This window comes from uncultured Roseobacter sp., from assembly GCF_947495275.1.
In the GTDB taxonomy this organism is placed as follows: domain Bacteria; phylum Pseudomonadota; class Alphaproteobacteria; order Rhodobacterales; family Rhodobacteraceae; genus Roseobacter.
In genome coordinates this window covers 496734-513086 of record NZ_CANLYL010000001.1, presented here as the reverse complement: position 1 = coordinate 513086, position 16353 = coordinate 496734, and the positions used below count along the sequence as shown (strand labels likewise).

Below are 16353 nucleotides of genomic sequence, written 5' to 3'. Positions count from 1 at the left end.
GTGGATAAATTCAGGCTACTATGCCCGCAGCAGACCCCGAAAAAGGGGCGCATCGAGGCAGTGTAACGATATCCAAGGCAGGCACCCATGACAGAAATGGTCTATGGCGCAGTTCCGGTTCGCGATGGTGAACCGATCCTTCCCAAATGGTGGCGCACCATCGACAAATGGGCGATGTCCTGCATCCTGATGCTCTTTGCGGTCGGTTTGCTGCTTGGTCTGGCTGCATCACCCCCTCTGGCTGCCAAAAACGGTTTTGAACCCTTTCACTACGTGCAGCGGCAGGCCGCTTTTGGCACATTGGCGCTGATCGCGATGATGATCACCTCGATGATGTCGCCCGTGCTTGTGCGGCGACTGGCCGTTCTGGGGTTTCTGGTCTCTTTTGTCGCTCTGGCGCTTTTGCCCTTCTTTGGCACCGATTTCGGCAAAGGGGCGGTGCGCTGGTATGGGCTTGGGTTTGCCGCGATCCAGCCCTCTGAGTTCCTCAAACCCGGATTTGTCGTCGTTGCCGCCTGGATGATGGCCGCGGCCTCCGATCTGAATGGCCCTCCGGGCAAGACATGGTCTTTCGTGTTGTGCATCGCGATTGTTTCGATGCTGATCATGCAACCGGATTTCGGGCAGGGCTGTCTGGTGCTGTTCTCCTGGGGTGTGATGTATTTTGTGGCCGGTGCGCCCATGGCCCTACTGGTCGGAATGGCGCTGCTGGTCATTTTTGGCGGTACGCTGGCCTATTCCAACTCGGAGCACTTCGCGCGGCGTATCGACGGATTTCTCAACCCGGATGTAGACCCCAGAACCCAGCTTGGATACGCCACAAACGCCATTCAGGAGGGTGGTTTTTTTGGCGTCGGTGTGGGCGAAGGACAGGTGAAATGGTCGCTGCCGGATGCACATACGGATTTCATCATTGCCGTCGCGGCAGAAGAATACGGGCTGGTTCTGGTTCTGGTGATCATTGCGCTTTATGCCACGGTGGTGGTGCGGTCGCTCTTGCGGTTGGTGCGGGAGCGCGATCCCTTCATCCGCCTTGCCGGAACCGGTCTGGCCTGCACTCTGGGTGTTCAGGCAATGATCAATATGGGTGTGGCCGTGAGGCTGCTGCCCGCGAAAGGCATGACGCTGCCCTTTGTCAGCTATGGCGGATCTTCGGTCATTGCCAGCGGCATCGCGGTGGGTATGTTGCTGGCCTTCACGCGCACGCGGCCCCAGGGTGAAATCAGCGATCTGTTGTCACGTGGGAGGTCCCGTTGAGCACACAGCCTCTCTTGTTGATTGCCGCAGGCGGCACGGGTGGCCACATGTTTCCCGCACAGGCGTTGGCCGAGGCGATGTTGGCGCGTGGATGGCGTGTCAAACTGTCGACTGATGCCCGGGGCGCGCGTTATACCTCCGGCTTCCCGCATTCGGTTGAGATTGAACAGATCCGTAGCGCAACTCTGGCGCGCGGTGGCATGCTCGACAAGATTGCGGCACCTTTTCAGATCGGCCTTGGGGTTCTCGGCGCATTGATCGGTCTTTGGCGCAATAAGCCGGATGTTGTGGTTGGCTTTGGCGGCTACCCGACCATTCCCGCTTTGGCGGCGGCCAATGTATTGAAACTGCCGCGCATGATACATGAACAAAATGGTATTCTGGGCAAGGTAAATACCTTCTTTGCGCCACGTGTTGATGCGGTGGCTTGCGGCACCTGGCCCACGGATTTGCCTGACGGCGTCGAGGGCGTGCACACAGGCAACCCGGTGCGCAGTGCGATCCTTGAACGGGTCGAGGCAGGCTACATCTCCCCCGGCGATTATCCGATGGAAATGCTGGTGATCGGCGGCTCGCAGGGCGCGCGTATTCTGAGTGATGTGGTGCCCCCGGCCATTGCCGCGCTGCCCATGAAAATCCTCTCCAATATTCGCGTCAGTCATCAGGCGCGCGAAGAAGATCAGGAACGGGTCGCCTCTTTCTACACCGAACATGGGATCAAGGCGGATGTTCAGCCGTTTTTCCACGATGTGCCCCGGCGGATGACAGAAGCTCAATTGGTGATCAGTCGTTCAGGTGCCTCGTCGGTAGCGGATTTGTCGGTGATCGGCCGACCCTCGATCCTGATCCCCTTTGCGGCGGCGGCGGGCGATCACCAAACGGCCAATGCACGCGGGCTGGTCGCGGCGGGCGGCGCGATCATGGTGCCGGAAAGTCAGGCCAGCGTGGATGCCCTGGCGGAACAGATCGCATCGGTGCTGGACAATCCCGATGGCGCCATGCAAATGGCCCGCTCAGCCGGGAAGTTCGGCAAACCCGAAGCAACCGAACTTCTGGTAGAGATGGTCGAGAAGCTTGCAGGCAAAGGGCAAGAGATATGAATGCTGCAACAAAACTGCCGGGTGATGTCGGACCGATCCATTTTGTCGGCATCGGGGGTATCGGCATGTCGGGCATTGCTGAGGTCTTGTTGAACCATGGCTATACCGTTCAGGGGTCTGATCTGAAGGCCACGCCGATCACCAAGCGCCTCGAAAATCTCGGAGCGCATATTTTCGAAGGCCAGAGCGCCGACAATATCGCCAATGCCGAAGTGGTCGTGATTTCCAGCGCGATCAAACCCGGTAACGCCGAACTGGATGCCGCCCGCAGTCAGGGTCTGCCCATTGTACGCCGCGCGGAGATGCTGGCGGAACTGATGCGTCTGAAATCCAACATCGCCGTGGCTGGGACACATGGCAAAACGACCACCACCACGATGGTGGCGACGTTGCTGGATGCAGGCGATTTTGATCCCACGGTTGTGAACGGGGGCATCATTCACGCCTACGGCTCTAATGCGCGCAAGGGCGAAGGCGAATGGATGGTGGTGGAGGCCGACGAGAGTGATGGCACCTTCAACAGGCTGCCTGCCACTATTGCCATCGTCACCAACATCGACCCCGAACATATGGAGCATTGGGGTGATTTCGACACCTTGCGGCAGGGGTTTCTGGATTTCGTGTCCAACATCCCGTTCTACGGCGTGGCGGTCTGCTGTACGGATCACGCGGAGGTGCAGTCACTGGTGGGCAAAATCACCGACCGGCGCATCGTGACCTATGGGTTTAACGCGCAGGCAGACGTGCGTGCGGTCAATTTGAGCTACAAAGGTGGCATTGCCCATTTTGACGTAGCGCTTCAGGCCGAAGGCATCGTGATTGAAGGCTGCACCTTGCCGATGCCGGGCGACCACAACGTCTCCAACGCGCTTTCAGCGGTGGCCGTGGCGCGCCATCTGGGTATGAAGGGCGACCAGATCAGAGACGCCCTGGCAAGTTTTGGCGGCGTTAACCGGCGCTTCACCCGGGTCGGCGAGATTGAGGGCGTGACGATTATTGATGATTATGGCCACCATCCGGTTGAGATTGCCGCTGTGTTGAAAGCCGCCCGGCAAGCAACTGAAGGGCGTGTGATCGCCGTGCATCAGCCGCACAGGTACACCCGCTTGTCGGGTCTTTTTGATGACTTCTGCGCCTGTTTCAACGATGCGGATGTTGTTGGCATTGCGGATGTCTATGCCGCTGGCGAGGACCCGATTGAAGGTGCCAGCCGGGATGATCTGGTTGCTGGCCTGATCCGCCATGGGCACAGACATGCGCGCAGTGTGATGGGTGAGGACGATCTGGAACGCCTGGTAAGAGAGCAGGCGCGTCCCGGTGACATGGTGGTCTGCCTTGGGGCAGGGACCATCAGTGCCTGGGCCAACGCATTGCCGGCCCGCCTGCAAAAAGGAGCCGCCTGATGCTGCTGTGGGCCTGTATCGGATGGGTCTTTGCCTCAGCAATTGTTGCGATGCTGCCCATGCGCCTGCAATATGCGCCGGGCATCGTTTTACTGGGCCTTGCACCGCTCCTGATCCTTTGGGTGGGTATTGATGTCGCGTGGTGGGCTGCGGCCCTCGCGCTTTTTGCTTTTGTTTCCATGTTTCGCAATCCGCTACGCTATTTTCTGGCGCGAGCACGCGGGCAAACCCCGGAGATCCCGAAATGAGCCTGTCTCTCACGCTTGCGGCCGTCTGGGCGCTGATCGCCAATGTTTTGGCCATGACGCCCAGCAAGGACCATCATTGGCGCAACGCATATATCCTGATTACGATTGGCATTCCGATTGTGGGATATGTCACCATGCAACACGGCCCCTGGGTTGGACTGCTGGTTCTGGCCGCCGGGGTGTCCGTCCTGCGCTGGCCGGTGATCTATCTCGGTCGATGGCTGAAACGGCTGACCGTGCGATAAGGATCACGTCATGATGCCGATGCCGCCCGTGCGGGGACGCCTGACGCCCAACCGATCTCTCAATGACCTGACATGGCTACGTGTCGGCGGCCCTGCGGACTGGTTTTTTCAGCCGGCTGATCTGGAGGACCTCTGCGCATTTCTGGCGGCTTTGCCAGAGGATGTTGTCGTTTTTCCGATGGGTGTGGGATCGAACCTCATCGTGCGCGATGGTGGGTTGCGCGCTGTGGTTATCAGGCTGGGGCGCGGGTTCAACACCATCAGCATCGACGGCACGCGGGTTGTTGCCGGGGCTGCTGTGCTCGATGCACATGTTGCGAAAAAGGCGGCGGATGCCGGGCGCGATTTGACGTTTCTGCGCACGATCCCGGGGAGTATTGGCGGTGCCATTCGCATGAACGCAGGCTGCTACGGCAGCTACATCGCGGATGTTCTGGTAGAGGCGCAGGCTGTCACCCGCGCTGGTGATGTTGTGACCCTCACCCCAGAAGATCTGGATTTCTCCTATCGTCACAGCCGGTTACCCGACGGATGGGTCCTTACAGGTGCCACCTTCAATGCACCTGAAGGTCGCGCGGAAGACTTGCACGCTCGCATGGCCGAGCAGATCGCTAAAAGGGACGCCACCCAGCCCACAAAGGATCGCAGCGCAGGGTCAACCTTCCGAAATCCTGCCGGGTATTCTTCGACCGGGCGCGCAGATGACGTACACGATCTCAAAGCCTGGAAGGTGATAGATGACGCGGGTATGCGCGGGGCGTGCCTCGGCGGCGCCCAGATGAGCGAGAAGCACTCCAATTTTCTGATCAACACAGGCGACGCCACGGCGGCTGACCTTGAAGGGCTCGGCGAAGAGGTGCGAAAAAAGGTTTACGCCCAAAGCGGTATCACGCTAGAATGGGAAATCATGCGCGTTGGTGAAAATTAAGGGTTCCTTAACCAAGAACGCACCACTGTGCATGGAATACTAAAAGACGGTGAACCGGCGCAAAAGCCGGACACGACAACTAAAAATGGGCCAAAACGGCCCGATTCAGAGGCACCAAAGTGGGTCAGTCGAGCAGGACACCCCAGCGTGTGGCAGTATTGATGGGAGGCCCTTCGGCGGAGCGCGAAGTCTCCTTGTCGACGGGACAAGCCTGTGCTGCCGCGTTGCTTGGAGAGGGATTTGAAGTGATCGAGGTCGATGCGGGCCGCGACCTCTGCGCAGTGCTTCAGGACATATCCCCGGATGCGGTTTTGAATTGTCTGCATGGTCGCTGGGGCGAGGATGGCTGCGTGCAGGGGCTGCTGGAATGGCTGGGCATGCCCTATTCGCATTCCGGTGTGCTGTCCTCCGCGCTGGCCATGGACAAACAACGCAGCAAGGAAGCTTTTGTGGCAGCTGGCCTGCCCATCGTCGACAGTATTCTGGCCCCTGCGGAAGAGGTGCGCGTGCGCCACGTGATGACGCCGCCCTATGTGGTCAAGCCCAACAACGAAGGATCCTCGGTTGGTGTCTATCTGGTGCATGAAGCCAGCAACGGCCCCCCTCAGCTCTCGGATGACATGCCGGAGGAGGTCATGGTTGAAGCCTTCGCACCTGGGCGCGAACTGACTACTACCGTGATCGGTGACCGTGCCCTGACCGTGACCGATATTCTCACAGACGGCTGGTACGATTATGACGCCAAGTACAAACCCGGCGGGTCGCGGCATGTGATCCCGGCGGATATCCCTTCTGAGATTTTTGATCTCTGCATGGATTACGCCCTGCGCGCCCATGTTGCATTGGGATGTCGCGGGGTCAGCCGGACGGATTTTCGCTGGGACGAAAACAAAGGGGCTGCGGGGCTGATCCTGCTGGAAACCAACACGCAACCGGGCATGACGGCCACCTCCTTGACACCGGAGCAGGCGCAGGCTTGTGGAATGAGCTTTGGCCAGCTTTGCGCATGGATGGTGGAGGACGCTTCATGCGATCGCTGAGGCGGCAGAGACCGACGGCCTGTGACCCGGCACCCTCGCGGTGGGCCTGGCGTATGCAACGGTTGATGCTGACGCCTACCTTCCTGTTCATGTTGCGCGCCGGTGTCCCGATGATGCTCACCTTTACCGCCGCAGGCTGGTACCTGTCCGATGAGGGGCGTCGGCAGGCCATCCACGAAACCGTTGCCGAAGCGCGCGCCAGCTTTGAAACACGCCCGGAGTTCATGGTCCAGCTGATGGCGATCGACGGCGTGGATACCGCTTTGGCCGACGATATTCGCGAGGTCGTTCCGCTCGATTTCCCGATCAGTTCTTTCGATCTTGACCTCCAGGACATTCGCCGCACGGTCGCGGCACTTGACCCGGTGCATTCGGCCTCGGTGCGCATCCGTCCGGGGGGCGTTTTGCAAGTGGACGTCACGCCCCGAACACCCATCGCCATATGGCGCAGCAAAGACGGGTTGTCCCTTGTTGATATCACGGGGACCCATGTCGGCACGCTGAACAAGCGCATGGAACGACCTGACCTGATGCTGATCGCTGGCGAAGGTGCGCAACCGCATGTGAAAGAAGCACTCGATCTTTACCGCGCGGCAGCACCTCTTGGTGGGCGGTTGCGCGGCGTTGTGCGCATGGGGGAGCGTCGCTGGGACATCGTACTCGACAGAAACCAGCGCATCCTTTTGCCGGAAATAGGTGCCGTGGAGGCGCTGGAGCGGGTGATCGCGCTGGATGGGGCCCAGGACATTCTGGCGCGCGATGTTGTTCGGGTCGACATGCGTCTTGGCGCAAGACCCACTGTGCAGATGAGTGAACAGGCCACCGCTCTGTGGTGGGAAATAAAACAGATTTCAGGGCAGTAGTTTCAATGGATTTATACGATAGCCAACGCCAGATGCGGAACATGCGCAAAGCGGCCATGCAACGCGGCGTAGTGGCCATTCTGGATGTGGGCAGTTCAAAGATATCCTGTCTTGTGCTGCGGCTCGACAGCACCGGCGATCTTGGCGATGAGGGCGAGATCGGCTCACTTGCGGGGCAGTCCGGTTTCCGCGTCATCGGGGCGGCCACAACGCGTTCGCGTGGAGTTCGGTTTGGTGAAATTTGCGCGATGCAGGAGACGGAACGCGCCATTCGCACCGCCTTGCAGGGCGCGCAGAAAATGGCGGGCATCCGCGTTGATCACGTGATTGCCTGTTTTGCTGGGGCCGAGCCGCGTTCTTACGGGCTGGATGCCCAGATCGCGCTTGAAGGCGAGGCCGTTGATGAACAGGATGTCGCGCGGGTTCTGGCGGCCTGTGACGTGCCCGATTATGGGCCCGGTCGCGAGGTGTTGCATGCTCAGCCTGTGAATTTCGCAATTGATCATCGTTCCGGATTGGGTGATCCGCGCGGACAATTGGGCAACGCTCTTTCCGTGGATATGCATATGCTCACGGTTGATGGCTCTGCCGTGCAGCATCTGGCGCATTGCATCAAACGGTGTGATCTGGAACTTGCCGGGATTGCCTCCTCTGCCTACGTCAGCGGGATCGCGGCTTTGGTGGAGGATGAGCAGGAGCTGGGTGCCGCCTGCATTGATCTGGGCGGCGGGTCTACGGGCGTGTCGATCTTCATTAAGAAACACATGATCTACGCCGATACCGTCCGCATGGGCGGGGACCACGTGACGGGCGATATCTCAATGGGGCTGCAAGTGCCGATGGCGATGGCCGAGCGGATCAAAACCATGCACGGCGGGGTACATGCGACGGGCATGGATGACCGGGAGATGATCGAGATCGGCGGGGATACGGGCGATTTCGAACATGATCGCCGCACCGCCAGCCGGGCCGAAGTGATCGGCATCATGCGTCCAAGGGTCGAAGAGATTCTGGAGGAAGTCCGTGTCCGGCTCGATGCGGCGGGGTTCGATCACTTGCCAAGCCAGCAGATTGTCCTGACAGGGGGCGGCAGCCAGATCCCTGGGATGGATGGGCTGGCAAGTCGCATCCTAGGCCAGCAAGTGCGCCTGGGAAGACCTTTGCGCGTACATGGTCTGCCGCAGGCCGCGACCGGGCCGGCGTTTGCTTCCGTTGTCGGGTTGTCGCTCTTTGCCGCACATCCGCAGGACGAGTGGTGGGATTTTGACATCCCCGCGGAAAGATACCCGCATCGTTCGCTCAAACGCGCAGTGCGATGGTTCCGAGACAACTGGTAAACCAAGATCGAATCACCGTGACGTTAGACGGTGAATGTGATAGAATTTGACCAGGGCCCGACAGAGGCCAAGCGGCGACCGAGCAGGCGTCCTGAAAGTGTTAACTTTTGCTTCGGCAAGTGCCGGGTGCGCTGCATCCGACCGAATCTTTTGCGGCCGCTCTAGCGGTGGAACACGGAATTTGCGCAACATCTTGCCGAGGCCCGCTGTAAGCAGGGGGTAAGTGGCCGAATTAACCTATATTTTGTGGCAAATTTGCGTTTTTTGCGTGACCCTACGGCTCTCAACGGATAGTGTCAGGGCGGAATAGGCACCAAAAACACCCGTGAATGCGGGGAACCAGCACAGGCGGATTTGATCATGACCCTTACTCTTTCGATGCCAGGACAGGCGGACCTCAGACCACGTATCACCGTATTTGGTGTCGGAGGCGCAGGGGGAAATGCGGTCAACAACATGATCGAGAAAGAGCTTGACGGGGTCGAGTTCGTGGTGGCCAACACCGACGCGCAAGCGCTCCAGCAGGCCAAATCGGACAATCGGGTTCAGCTCGGCATCAAAGTGACAGAAGGCTTGGGCGCAGGGGCGCGGGCCACGGTTGGTGCAGCAGCGGCCGAAGAAAGCATCGAACAGATCGTTGATCACCTTGCTGGCGCGCATATGTGTTTTATCACTGCGGGAATGGGCGGTGGTACGGGCACAGGCGCTGCACCGATCATCGCACAGGCCGCGCGCGAGCTGGGTGTGCTGACCGTGGGTGTTGTGACCAAACCCTTCCAGTTCGAAGGCGCCAAACGGATGCGTCAGGCCGAAGATGGCGTTGAGGCGCTGCAAAAGGTTGTCGATACGCTGATCATCATTCCCAACCAGAACCTGTTCCGTCTGGCCAATGAAAAAACCACCTTCACCGAAGCCTTCTCCATGGCGGATGATGTGCTTTATCAGGGTGTGAAGGGCGTGACTGACCTGATGGTGCGTCCGGGCCTGATCAACCTCGACTTTGCCGATGTCCGCGCCGTGATGGACGAAATGGGTAAGGCGATGATGGGCACCGGCGAATCCGACGGCGAAGATCGCGCCATTCAGGCGGCCGAAAAAGCCATCGCCAACCCGCTGCTGGATGAAATCAGCCTGCGTGGTGCCAAAGGCGTGCTGATCAACATCACCGGCGGCCATGATCTGACGCTCTTTGAGCTTGATGAGGCGGCCAACCGCATTCGCGAAGAAGTGGACCCGGAGGCCAACATCATCGTTGGATCGACGCTCGACACCGATATGGGTGGTTTGATGCGTGTGAGCGTGGTGGCGACCGGTATCGACGCCACGGATGTGAATACGGAAATGCCAGTGCCGCGCCGGTCCCTGTCTGAGCCTTTGAAGTCGACCGTGGCAATCGAAGAGGCCCCTGTGGCTGCGGAAGTCATTCCCGAACCACAAGAAGCGGTTATGGCAGAAGCTGCCGAGGAACCGTCGCTGTTCGAGTCGTTGGATGCTCAGCAATCTGCGCCGTCCGAAATGGCTGATGATATTTTCGCAGGTGCGGAACAACATTCTTCTGATGATGATCTGCCACCGCCTGCCTACCGGCCTCAGGTGGCTGCTTTTGAACCAAACCGTGACGTGAAACACGTTGAAGCGGAGAGCTTTGTGGCACCTCAGGCACCAACGCCCGGCACGCCCTCACCAGAAGCAATGGCGCGTCTGCGGGCTGCTGCGCAAAAGGCGGCGCCGCGGGACCCAAGAGAGCAGCGTGTCACACCTGAGGGCGACGCGGCCGCAGATCGCCCACGCTTCGGGATCAACTCGCTGATCAACCGGATGACCGGGCAGGGCGAAGGTGTCACCCAGCCTGCGCCACGCCAGCAACCTCCTGTACAACACCGTGTTGCGGAACCCGCGCCGATGCCGCAGGAGCAAGCAGATCCGGATCAGGAGCGTATCGAAATTCCCGCATTTTTGCGGCGACAAGCGAATTGATTTGATCACGATATACCGAATTGGGGCCGCATTTTTGCGGCCCTTTTTATTTTGATTTTAATGACTTACCCCCGCGCAAGCGCCTTTGCGCTCAAATGTAACAGATGTGTTTCAGTCCGTTGCAAAGATTGAGTTGAGGCTTCCCGGCCCAATCCTTAACTACTGATCCAACCGGGCCACAGGCTCGAGAGTATTGTGGGGCTATTGTGCAGACAACGATCAAATCACCGATCAGCTTTTCCGGCTGTGGTCTACATACAGGCCACAAGGCGACGGTCACGATTCGCCCTGCCACTGCTGAGCATGGCATTTGGTTTTCTCGCACTGACGTTGCGGTTGGGGATCGCCTGATCCCGGCGCGCTGGGATGCGGTGTTGCGGTCTCCGCTTTGTACAAAGATTGAAAATGCGGCTGGTCTGCAGGTTTCTACCGTTGAGCATATCATGGCGGCCTTAGCCGGTTGTGGCGTTCACAACGCTTTGGTGGAAATTGACGGTCCGGAAGTGCCAATTCTGGACGGATCAGCCGTGCCCTTCGTGCGCGGCATCATGCAGCGTGGTTTGCGGGAACTGGCAGCACCGGTTCGCGCCTTCGAGGTTTTGAAAACCGTGACCGTGACCGATGGTCAGGCGTCTGCCACCCTGGCACCGGCTGACACGCTGCGGATCGATTTTGAGATCGACTTTGCGGATGCGGCAATCGGTCATCAACAGAAATCTCTGGTCATGAATAACGGCAGCTTTGCCCGCGAACTTTGTGACAGTCGCACCTTCTGCCGTCAGGCGGATGTGGACGCGATGCGCGCAAACGGTTTGGCCTTGGGCGGGGAGCCCGGCGAGAACGCGGTCGTTTTTGATGGTGACCGGGTTTTGAGCCCCGGCGGCTTGCGCCACAGCGATGAGCCAGTGCGCCACAAGATGCTCGACGCTCTGGGCGATCTTGCTTTAGCGGGTGCGCCATTGATCGGGCACTACACGGGCGTTCGTGCGGGCCATTCGATGACCAACACCCTGCTGCGTAATCTTTTCGCAACGCCCGGTGCTGTTCGCATGGTGGTGTGTGACGAAGAACTGGCGCAGCGCCTGCCGGGCTATGGTCTGATCTGGGATGAAATCCCCGCCGTTGCCTAACGGTTGCGGCGACAACTTGCGTGTTGTGGCAAAATCACCTTTACGTGCTAAACGACAACTGCCTTCACAAAGGGCGCAATGGGCGTTTTGCATCGGAAAATTCTGTGCTACGACCTCAGAGGGGCCGCGTGGATCAAGGCGGGAAGTGGTGCAGAATGAAGGTGACACGGCATGAGTAAGCTTGGGTCGCGGAAGCGGATTGTAGCAGCCGTACTGATTGTGGGTGTGGTCGCTGCCTGTGGTAACCGGGATGCGGGGCGCCGTGGCGGAAACTTCTTCAACCCCGAGGAAATTCCGCTGGAGACCTACTCGGCGGAGCAGATATTTGAGCGCGGTGAATATGAGCTGACCCGCAGTCAGCCCGATGATGCCGCCTTTTTCTTTTCCGAGATCGAACGCCTGTATCCTTATTCGGATTGGGCGCGCCGGGCGTTGATCATGCAGGCATTCTCCTATCATCGGGATCAGGATTATCCCAACAGCCGTTCCGCTGCTCAGCGCTTCATCGATTTCTATCCCGATGATGACGACGCCGCCTATGCGCAATACCTTCTGGCCCTCAGCTACTATGACCAGATCGACGAGGTGGGCCGCGATCAGGGCCTGACATTCCAGGCCCTTCAGTCACTCCGGGAGGTGATCGAGCGTTACCCCGATAGCGAATATGCCCGGTCTTCGGTGCTGAAGTTTGATCTGGCCTTTGACCATCTGGCAGGCAAGGAGATGGAGATCGGGCGCTATTACCTGCGCCGCGACCACTATACAGCCGCGATCAATCGGTTCCGGGTGGTTGTCGAGGATTTCCAGACCACAACACATACTGCCGAGGCACTGCACCGTCTGGTTGAGGCCTATTTGTCTCTGGGTCTGACCAATGAGGCGCAAACGGCTGGGGCCATCCTTGGCTATAACTACCAATCCACCGATTGGTACGAGGACAGCTACGCGTTGCTGACCGGTCAGGGGCTGACGCTGGAGGCTGCGGGCGATGGCTGGCTGCGGCAGGTCTATCGCCAGATGATCAAGGGCGAATGGCTCTGATCCGGCACATTTGACGGGTAGGGCCGATGCTGCGCGGGCTTGATATTTCCGACATGCTGATCATTGACCGGTTGGAATTGAGTTTCCAGCCGGGTTTGAACGTTCTCACCGGTGAAACCGGGGCCGGAAAGTCCATTCTGCTGGATTCGCTGGGCTTCGTTCTGGGGTGGCGCGGTCGGGCCGATCTGGTGCGTCAGGGCGCGACGCAGGGCGAGGTTACCGCGTGGTTCGACCTGGCCTCTGATCACCCCGCGCATGCCGTTCTTGATGAGGCCGGATTGCCCGGAGGAGAAGAGTTGATCCTCAGGCGTATCAATGCCGCAGATGGCCGCAAGACAGCGTGGGTAAATGACCGGCGCTGCTCAGGCGAGGTTCTCAGGCAGCTTTCTGAGACACTGGTGGAGCTTCACGGTCAGCACGATGACCGTGGTTTGCTGAACCCCAAAGGACACCGGGTCATTCTGGATGACTTTGCCGGTCTCGCGGCCGCGAAATCAAAATGCCGGTCTGCGTGGGCTGCGAAACGTGCCGCAGCCAAGAAGCTTGCAACTGCGGAGGCGGCAATGGTTGCCATCCGCGACGAGGAGGAATTCCTCAGACATGCGGTTGCTGAACTGGATGCGCTTGCGCCGGAACCAGGCGAGGAAGCCGCGTTGGATACACATCGCCGCGCCATGCAAGGGGCAGAGAAAATCCGCGCCGACGTCATTCGCGCGCATGAAATCCTTGGCTCGCAAGGGGCAGAAGCCGCGCTGGCGGACGCATTGAGATGGCTTGACGGCGCGGCAGAGAAGGCGGAGGGGGCACTGGAAGCGCCCATGGCATCGCTGTCCCGCGCGATGGTTGAACTCGACGAAGCCGCCGAAGGTATCGCGGCTGCGATTGAGGGGCTGTCCTTTAATCCAACCGAATTGGAGGACACCGAAGAGCGATTGTTTGCCATCCGGGCGCTGGCGCGCAAACATGAAGTCCTGGCGGATGATCTGGCTGGGTTCGCGGACATATTGCGAAACAAGCTGGCGGCCCTTGATGCCGGTGACGCGGGTTTGTCTCGGCTGCGCAAGGAGATGGGTGCCGCAGAGGAGGTTTACACAAGGGCAGCCGACGCGTTGACCAAGGCACGCCGCAAAGCGGCCAAAGCGCTCGACAAGGCTGTTAGCGCGGAACTGGCGCCGCTGAAAATGGAGCGTGCAGTATTTAAAACCAAGATCAGCCCCGATACCCCCGGACCTGACGGAGCGGATGCCGTGGCCTTTACCGTGGCCACCAACCCCGGCGCGCCTGCTGGTCCTCTCAACAAGATTGCCTCGGGCGGGGAGCTTAGCCGCTTCCTTTTGGCCCTCAAGGTTTGCCTGACCAGAGGGCAATCCGGGCTGACCATGATCTTTGACGAAATTGATCGCGGGGTCGGCGGAGCCACCGCAGACGCGGTTGGGCGCAGGCTTGCAGCCCTTGCATCGAACGGCCAGATCCTCGTGGTCACCCATTCACCGCAGGTGGCCGCCTTGGGCGCGCATCATTGGCGTGTTGAAAAACATGTGACGTCAGGCATGACGACGTCAACGGTAACGGCCCTTCCGGACCCAGAACGGGTGGATGAAATCGCACGAATGTTGTCGGGTGATACGATCACGGAAGAGGCACGCGGGGCCGCACGTGCATTGCTGGCGGGATAAAACCTCCAAAAGGCTTTCCCCACTGGTCCGCTTGGCCTAGACAGAGATCAGCCAGAGTACGAATTGATGTCCAAGCGATCCTTAGTATCCCAGCAACTCGATTACGCCTTGACCACATGCCGGGATGGATTGCGCCTGTTGCGGCATCGTGGCCCTAACCAGATACAGTTCTGGTTCATTGCTCTTGCGATCGGCATCGCAGCTGGTTTCGCCGCCCTATTCTTTCGTAAAGGCGTGAATGCGTTACAGACCTATTTCTATGGCACCGAAGATGTGCGTCTGCTGCACAGTTTCGCGGAGATGTTGCCCTGGTACATGATCCTGATCATTCCGATTCTGGGCGGTCTGGCGGTCGGTATCATCCTGCATGTTTTCACCAAAGACGGGCGCGCGCGGTCGGTGGCGGATGTGATCCATGGTGCGGCGATGAACGATGGACGGGTGGAGACGCGCGCAGGGTTGGCCTCTGCTTTAGCCTCCATGATCACGTTGAGTACGGGGGGATCGACAGGCCGGGAAGGGCCAGTGGTGCATCTTGCGGCTGTCATCTCAACCTGGGTCAACCGACGTATCCTGGCCGATGGTGTGACCGGGCGCGATCTTCTGGGTTGTGCGGTGGCAGCGGCGGTTTCCGCCAGTTTCAACGCCCCCATTGCAGGTGCTCTCTTTGCGCTGGAAGTTGTTTTGCGTCACTTCGCGGTGCACGCCTTTGCGCCGATCGTTATCGCCAGTGCCGCCGGTACCGTCATCAACCGTCTGGAATTTGGCGATGTCACGGAGTTTACGCTCGCCACAACCGGCGCCGTTCAATTCTACCAGGAAATGCCCGCCTATCTGCTCCTCGGACTGATGTCCGGCTTGATCGCCGTGGCCCTGATGAAGGCGATTTTCTGGGCGGATGATTTCGGTAATCTTGTGCAGGAAAAAACGCGCCTGCCGCGATGGCTGCGCCCGGCAATTGCCGGGGCCATGCTGGGCGGCATCGCCATTTTTTATCCGCACATCATCGGCGTGGGATATGAGACGACCTCTCTGGCCTTGACCGGACAACTGACCTTGTGGAATGCCATCGTTTTTGCGGTTTTGAAAACGGTCGCCCTTGCCATCACCATGGCGGGCCGCATGGGCGGGGGCATTTTCTCGCCCTCGCTCATGGTTGGTGCCCTCACGGGGTTGAGTTTCGGGCTGATTGCCACCGGGGTTTTTCCGGATGTTTCCAGCTCGCTTACCCTTTACGCGCTCACCGGTATGGGGGCCGTCGCTGCGGCCGTTCTGGGTGCACCGATTTCCACCACCCTCATTGTCTTTGAGTTGACGGGTGACTGGCAAACCGGACTGGCGGTGATGGTGGCCGTGTCCATGTCCACGGCTCTGGCGTCGCGCTTGGTGGATCGCAGCTTCTTTCTCACGCAACTGGAGCGACGGGATATACATCTTGCGGCAGGCCCCCAGGCATATCTGCCGGCCATGCTGCGGATCAGCGGTGTGATGCGCACGAAGGACGACCCCCATGCGGCAAATGAAGACCGATGTTGGGAAATGATTGGCGAGGGTACGTACATCGATGCAAACGCCACGCTGGAAGCGGCGCTGCCGATGTTCGAAACAGGTGTGAATTTCATCCCCGTTGTCACGCTAAGTGCCGCTGCGTCGCCGCCGGAATTGCTGGGCGCGCTTTTTCATGTGGATGCTCTCAAGGTTTACAATCGCGCGCTTGCGGCGACCGCGGCTGAAGAACATTCCTAGATTTCTTCCACCGTCACATCGCCATTGGTATAAAAGGCAAGGTGATCCTTTATCCTTGCGACGCCGTCTTTCGGATTTTCATAGGACCATGCGACATCTGCGAGCGTGGTGCTTTTGGTAACCACGGAAAAATATGTTGCGTCACCCTTGTGCGGGCAATGCGAGGTTTTCTCGGTCTGGTCGAGGAAGGCCATGGCAATGTCATCGCGGGGAAAATAGATGACAGCGGGATAGTCCCCTTCGACCAGTTCCAACGCCTCCGTCGTTTCGCCCAGCACAGCACCGCCTGCGCGCACGCTCCAGGTGCCGTCGGCTTTTCGGATCGTAATATGGTCGGCCATTTTTGAACGTCTCCCCTGGGT

General features: G+C 59.3%; 15 protein-coding genes. 14 read left to right on the top strand and 1 reads right to left on the bottom strand.

What is annotated here, in order from left to right:
• Positions 1-87 precede the first annotated feature (87 nt).
• The 14 genes from ftsW to Q0802_RS02415 all read left to right on the top strand — a co-directional run bounded on the left by ftsW (position 88) and on the right by Q0802_RS02415 (position 15991).
• Complete coding sequence (ftsW, locus tag Q0802_RS02480; RefSeq protein ID WP_298913048.1) at positions 88-1257, top strand: putative lipid II flippase FtsW; 1170 nt, start codon at positions 88-90, stop codon at positions 1255-1257.
• Positions 1254-2357, top strand: coding sequence for an undecaprenyldiphospho-muramoylpentapeptide beta-N-acetylglucosaminyltransferase (gene murG, locus Q0802_RS02475; protein WP_298913045.1), 1104 nt, complete (start codon positions 1254-1256; stop codon positions 2355-2357). The genes ftsW and murG overlap by 4 nt, the downstream gene beginning before the upstream one ends.
• On the top strand, positions 2354-3760 hold the full coding sequence (gene murC, locus Q0802_RS02470; RefSeq protein WP_298913042.1) for a UDP-N-acetylmuramate--L-alanine ligase: 1407 nt from the start codon (positions 2354-2356) through the stop codon (positions 3758-3760). The genes murG and murC overlap by 4 nt, the downstream gene beginning before the upstream one ends.
• Positions 3760-4008, top strand: coding sequence for a DUF2484 family protein (locus tag Q0802_RS02465; RefSeq protein WP_298913039.1), 249 nt, complete (start codon positions 3760-3762; stop codon positions 4006-4008). Before murC ends, Q0802_RS02465 begins: the two co-directional genes overlap by 1 nt.
• A complete protein-coding gene (locus Q0802_RS02460; protein ID WP_298913036.1) occupies positions 4005-4253 on the top strand; it encodes a DUF2484 family protein in 249 nt (82 codons plus the stop codon). Before Q0802_RS02465 ends, Q0802_RS02460 begins: the two co-directional genes overlap by 4 nt.
• A gap of 10 nt (positions 4254-4263) precedes the next feature.
• Positions 4264-5181, top strand: coding sequence for a UDP-N-acetylmuramate dehydrogenase (murB, locus tag Q0802_RS02455; RefSeq protein ID WP_298913032.1), 918 nt, complete (start codon positions 4264-4266; stop codon positions 5179-5181).
• 161 nt (positions 5182-5342) lie between these two features.
• Positions 5343-6221, top strand: a complete 879-nt coding sequence (locus tag Q0802_RS02450; RefSeq protein WP_298913563.1) for a D-alanine--D-alanine ligase — start codon at positions 5343-5345, stop codon at positions 6219-6221.
• Positions 6209-7084, top strand: a complete 876-nt coding sequence (locus Q0802_RS02445) for a cell division protein FtsQ/DivIB (protein ID WP_298913029.1) — start codon at positions 6209-6211, stop codon at positions 7082-7084. The genes Q0802_RS02450 and Q0802_RS02445 overlap by 13 nt, the downstream gene beginning before the upstream one ends.
• Before the next feature lie 32 nt (positions 7085-7116).
• On the top strand, positions 7117-8421 hold the full coding sequence (ftsA, locus tag Q0802_RS02440) for a cell division protein FtsA (RefSeq protein ID WP_298913560.1): 1305 nt from the start codon (positions 7117-7119) through the stop codon (positions 8419-8421).
• A gap of 360 nt (positions 8422-8781) precedes the next feature.
• Complete coding sequence (gene ftsZ, locus Q0802_RS02435) at positions 8782-10398, top strand: cell division protein FtsZ (RefSeq protein WP_298913026.1); 1617 nt, start codon at positions 8782-8784, stop codon at positions 10396-10398.
• Between the two features lie 206 nt (positions 10399-10604).
• Complete coding sequence (lpxC, locus tag Q0802_RS02430) at positions 10605-11528, top strand: UDP-3-O-acyl-N-acetylglucosamine deacetylase (RefSeq protein ID WP_298913022.1); 924 nt, start codon at positions 10605-10607, stop codon at positions 11526-11528.
• A 171-nt stretch (positions 11529-11699) separates the two neighbouring features.
• Complete coding sequence (locus Q0802_RS02425; RefSeq protein WP_298913019.1) at positions 11700-12569, top strand: outer membrane protein assembly factor BamD; 870 nt, start codon at positions 11700-11702, stop codon at positions 12567-12569.
• A 26-nt stretch (positions 12570-12595) separates the two neighbouring features.
• On the top strand, positions 12596-14245 hold the full coding sequence (gene recN / locus Q0802_RS02420; RefSeq protein WP_298913016.1) for a DNA repair protein RecN: 1650 nt from the start codon (positions 12596-12598) through the stop codon (positions 14243-14245).
• Between the two features lie 66 nt (positions 14246-14311).
• Positions 14312-15991 carry a chloride channel protein gene (locus Q0802_RS02415; RefSeq protein WP_298913013.1) on the top strand — a complete coding sequence of 560 codons (1680 nt, stop codon included), beginning with the start codon at positions 14312-14314 and terminating at the stop codon, positions 15989-15991.
• On the opposite strand, the gene Q0802_RS02410 is transcribed toward Q0802_RS02415, so the two are convergent.
• Positions 15988-16332: a DUF427 domain-containing protein gene (locus Q0802_RS02410; protein WP_298913010.1), complete on the bottom strand. Its 345-nt coding sequence runs from the start codon at positions 16330-16332 to the stop codon at positions 15988-15990. The genes Q0802_RS02415 and Q0802_RS02410 overlap by 4 nt on opposite strands.
• Between the last annotated feature and the right edge of the window lie 21 nt (positions 16333-16353).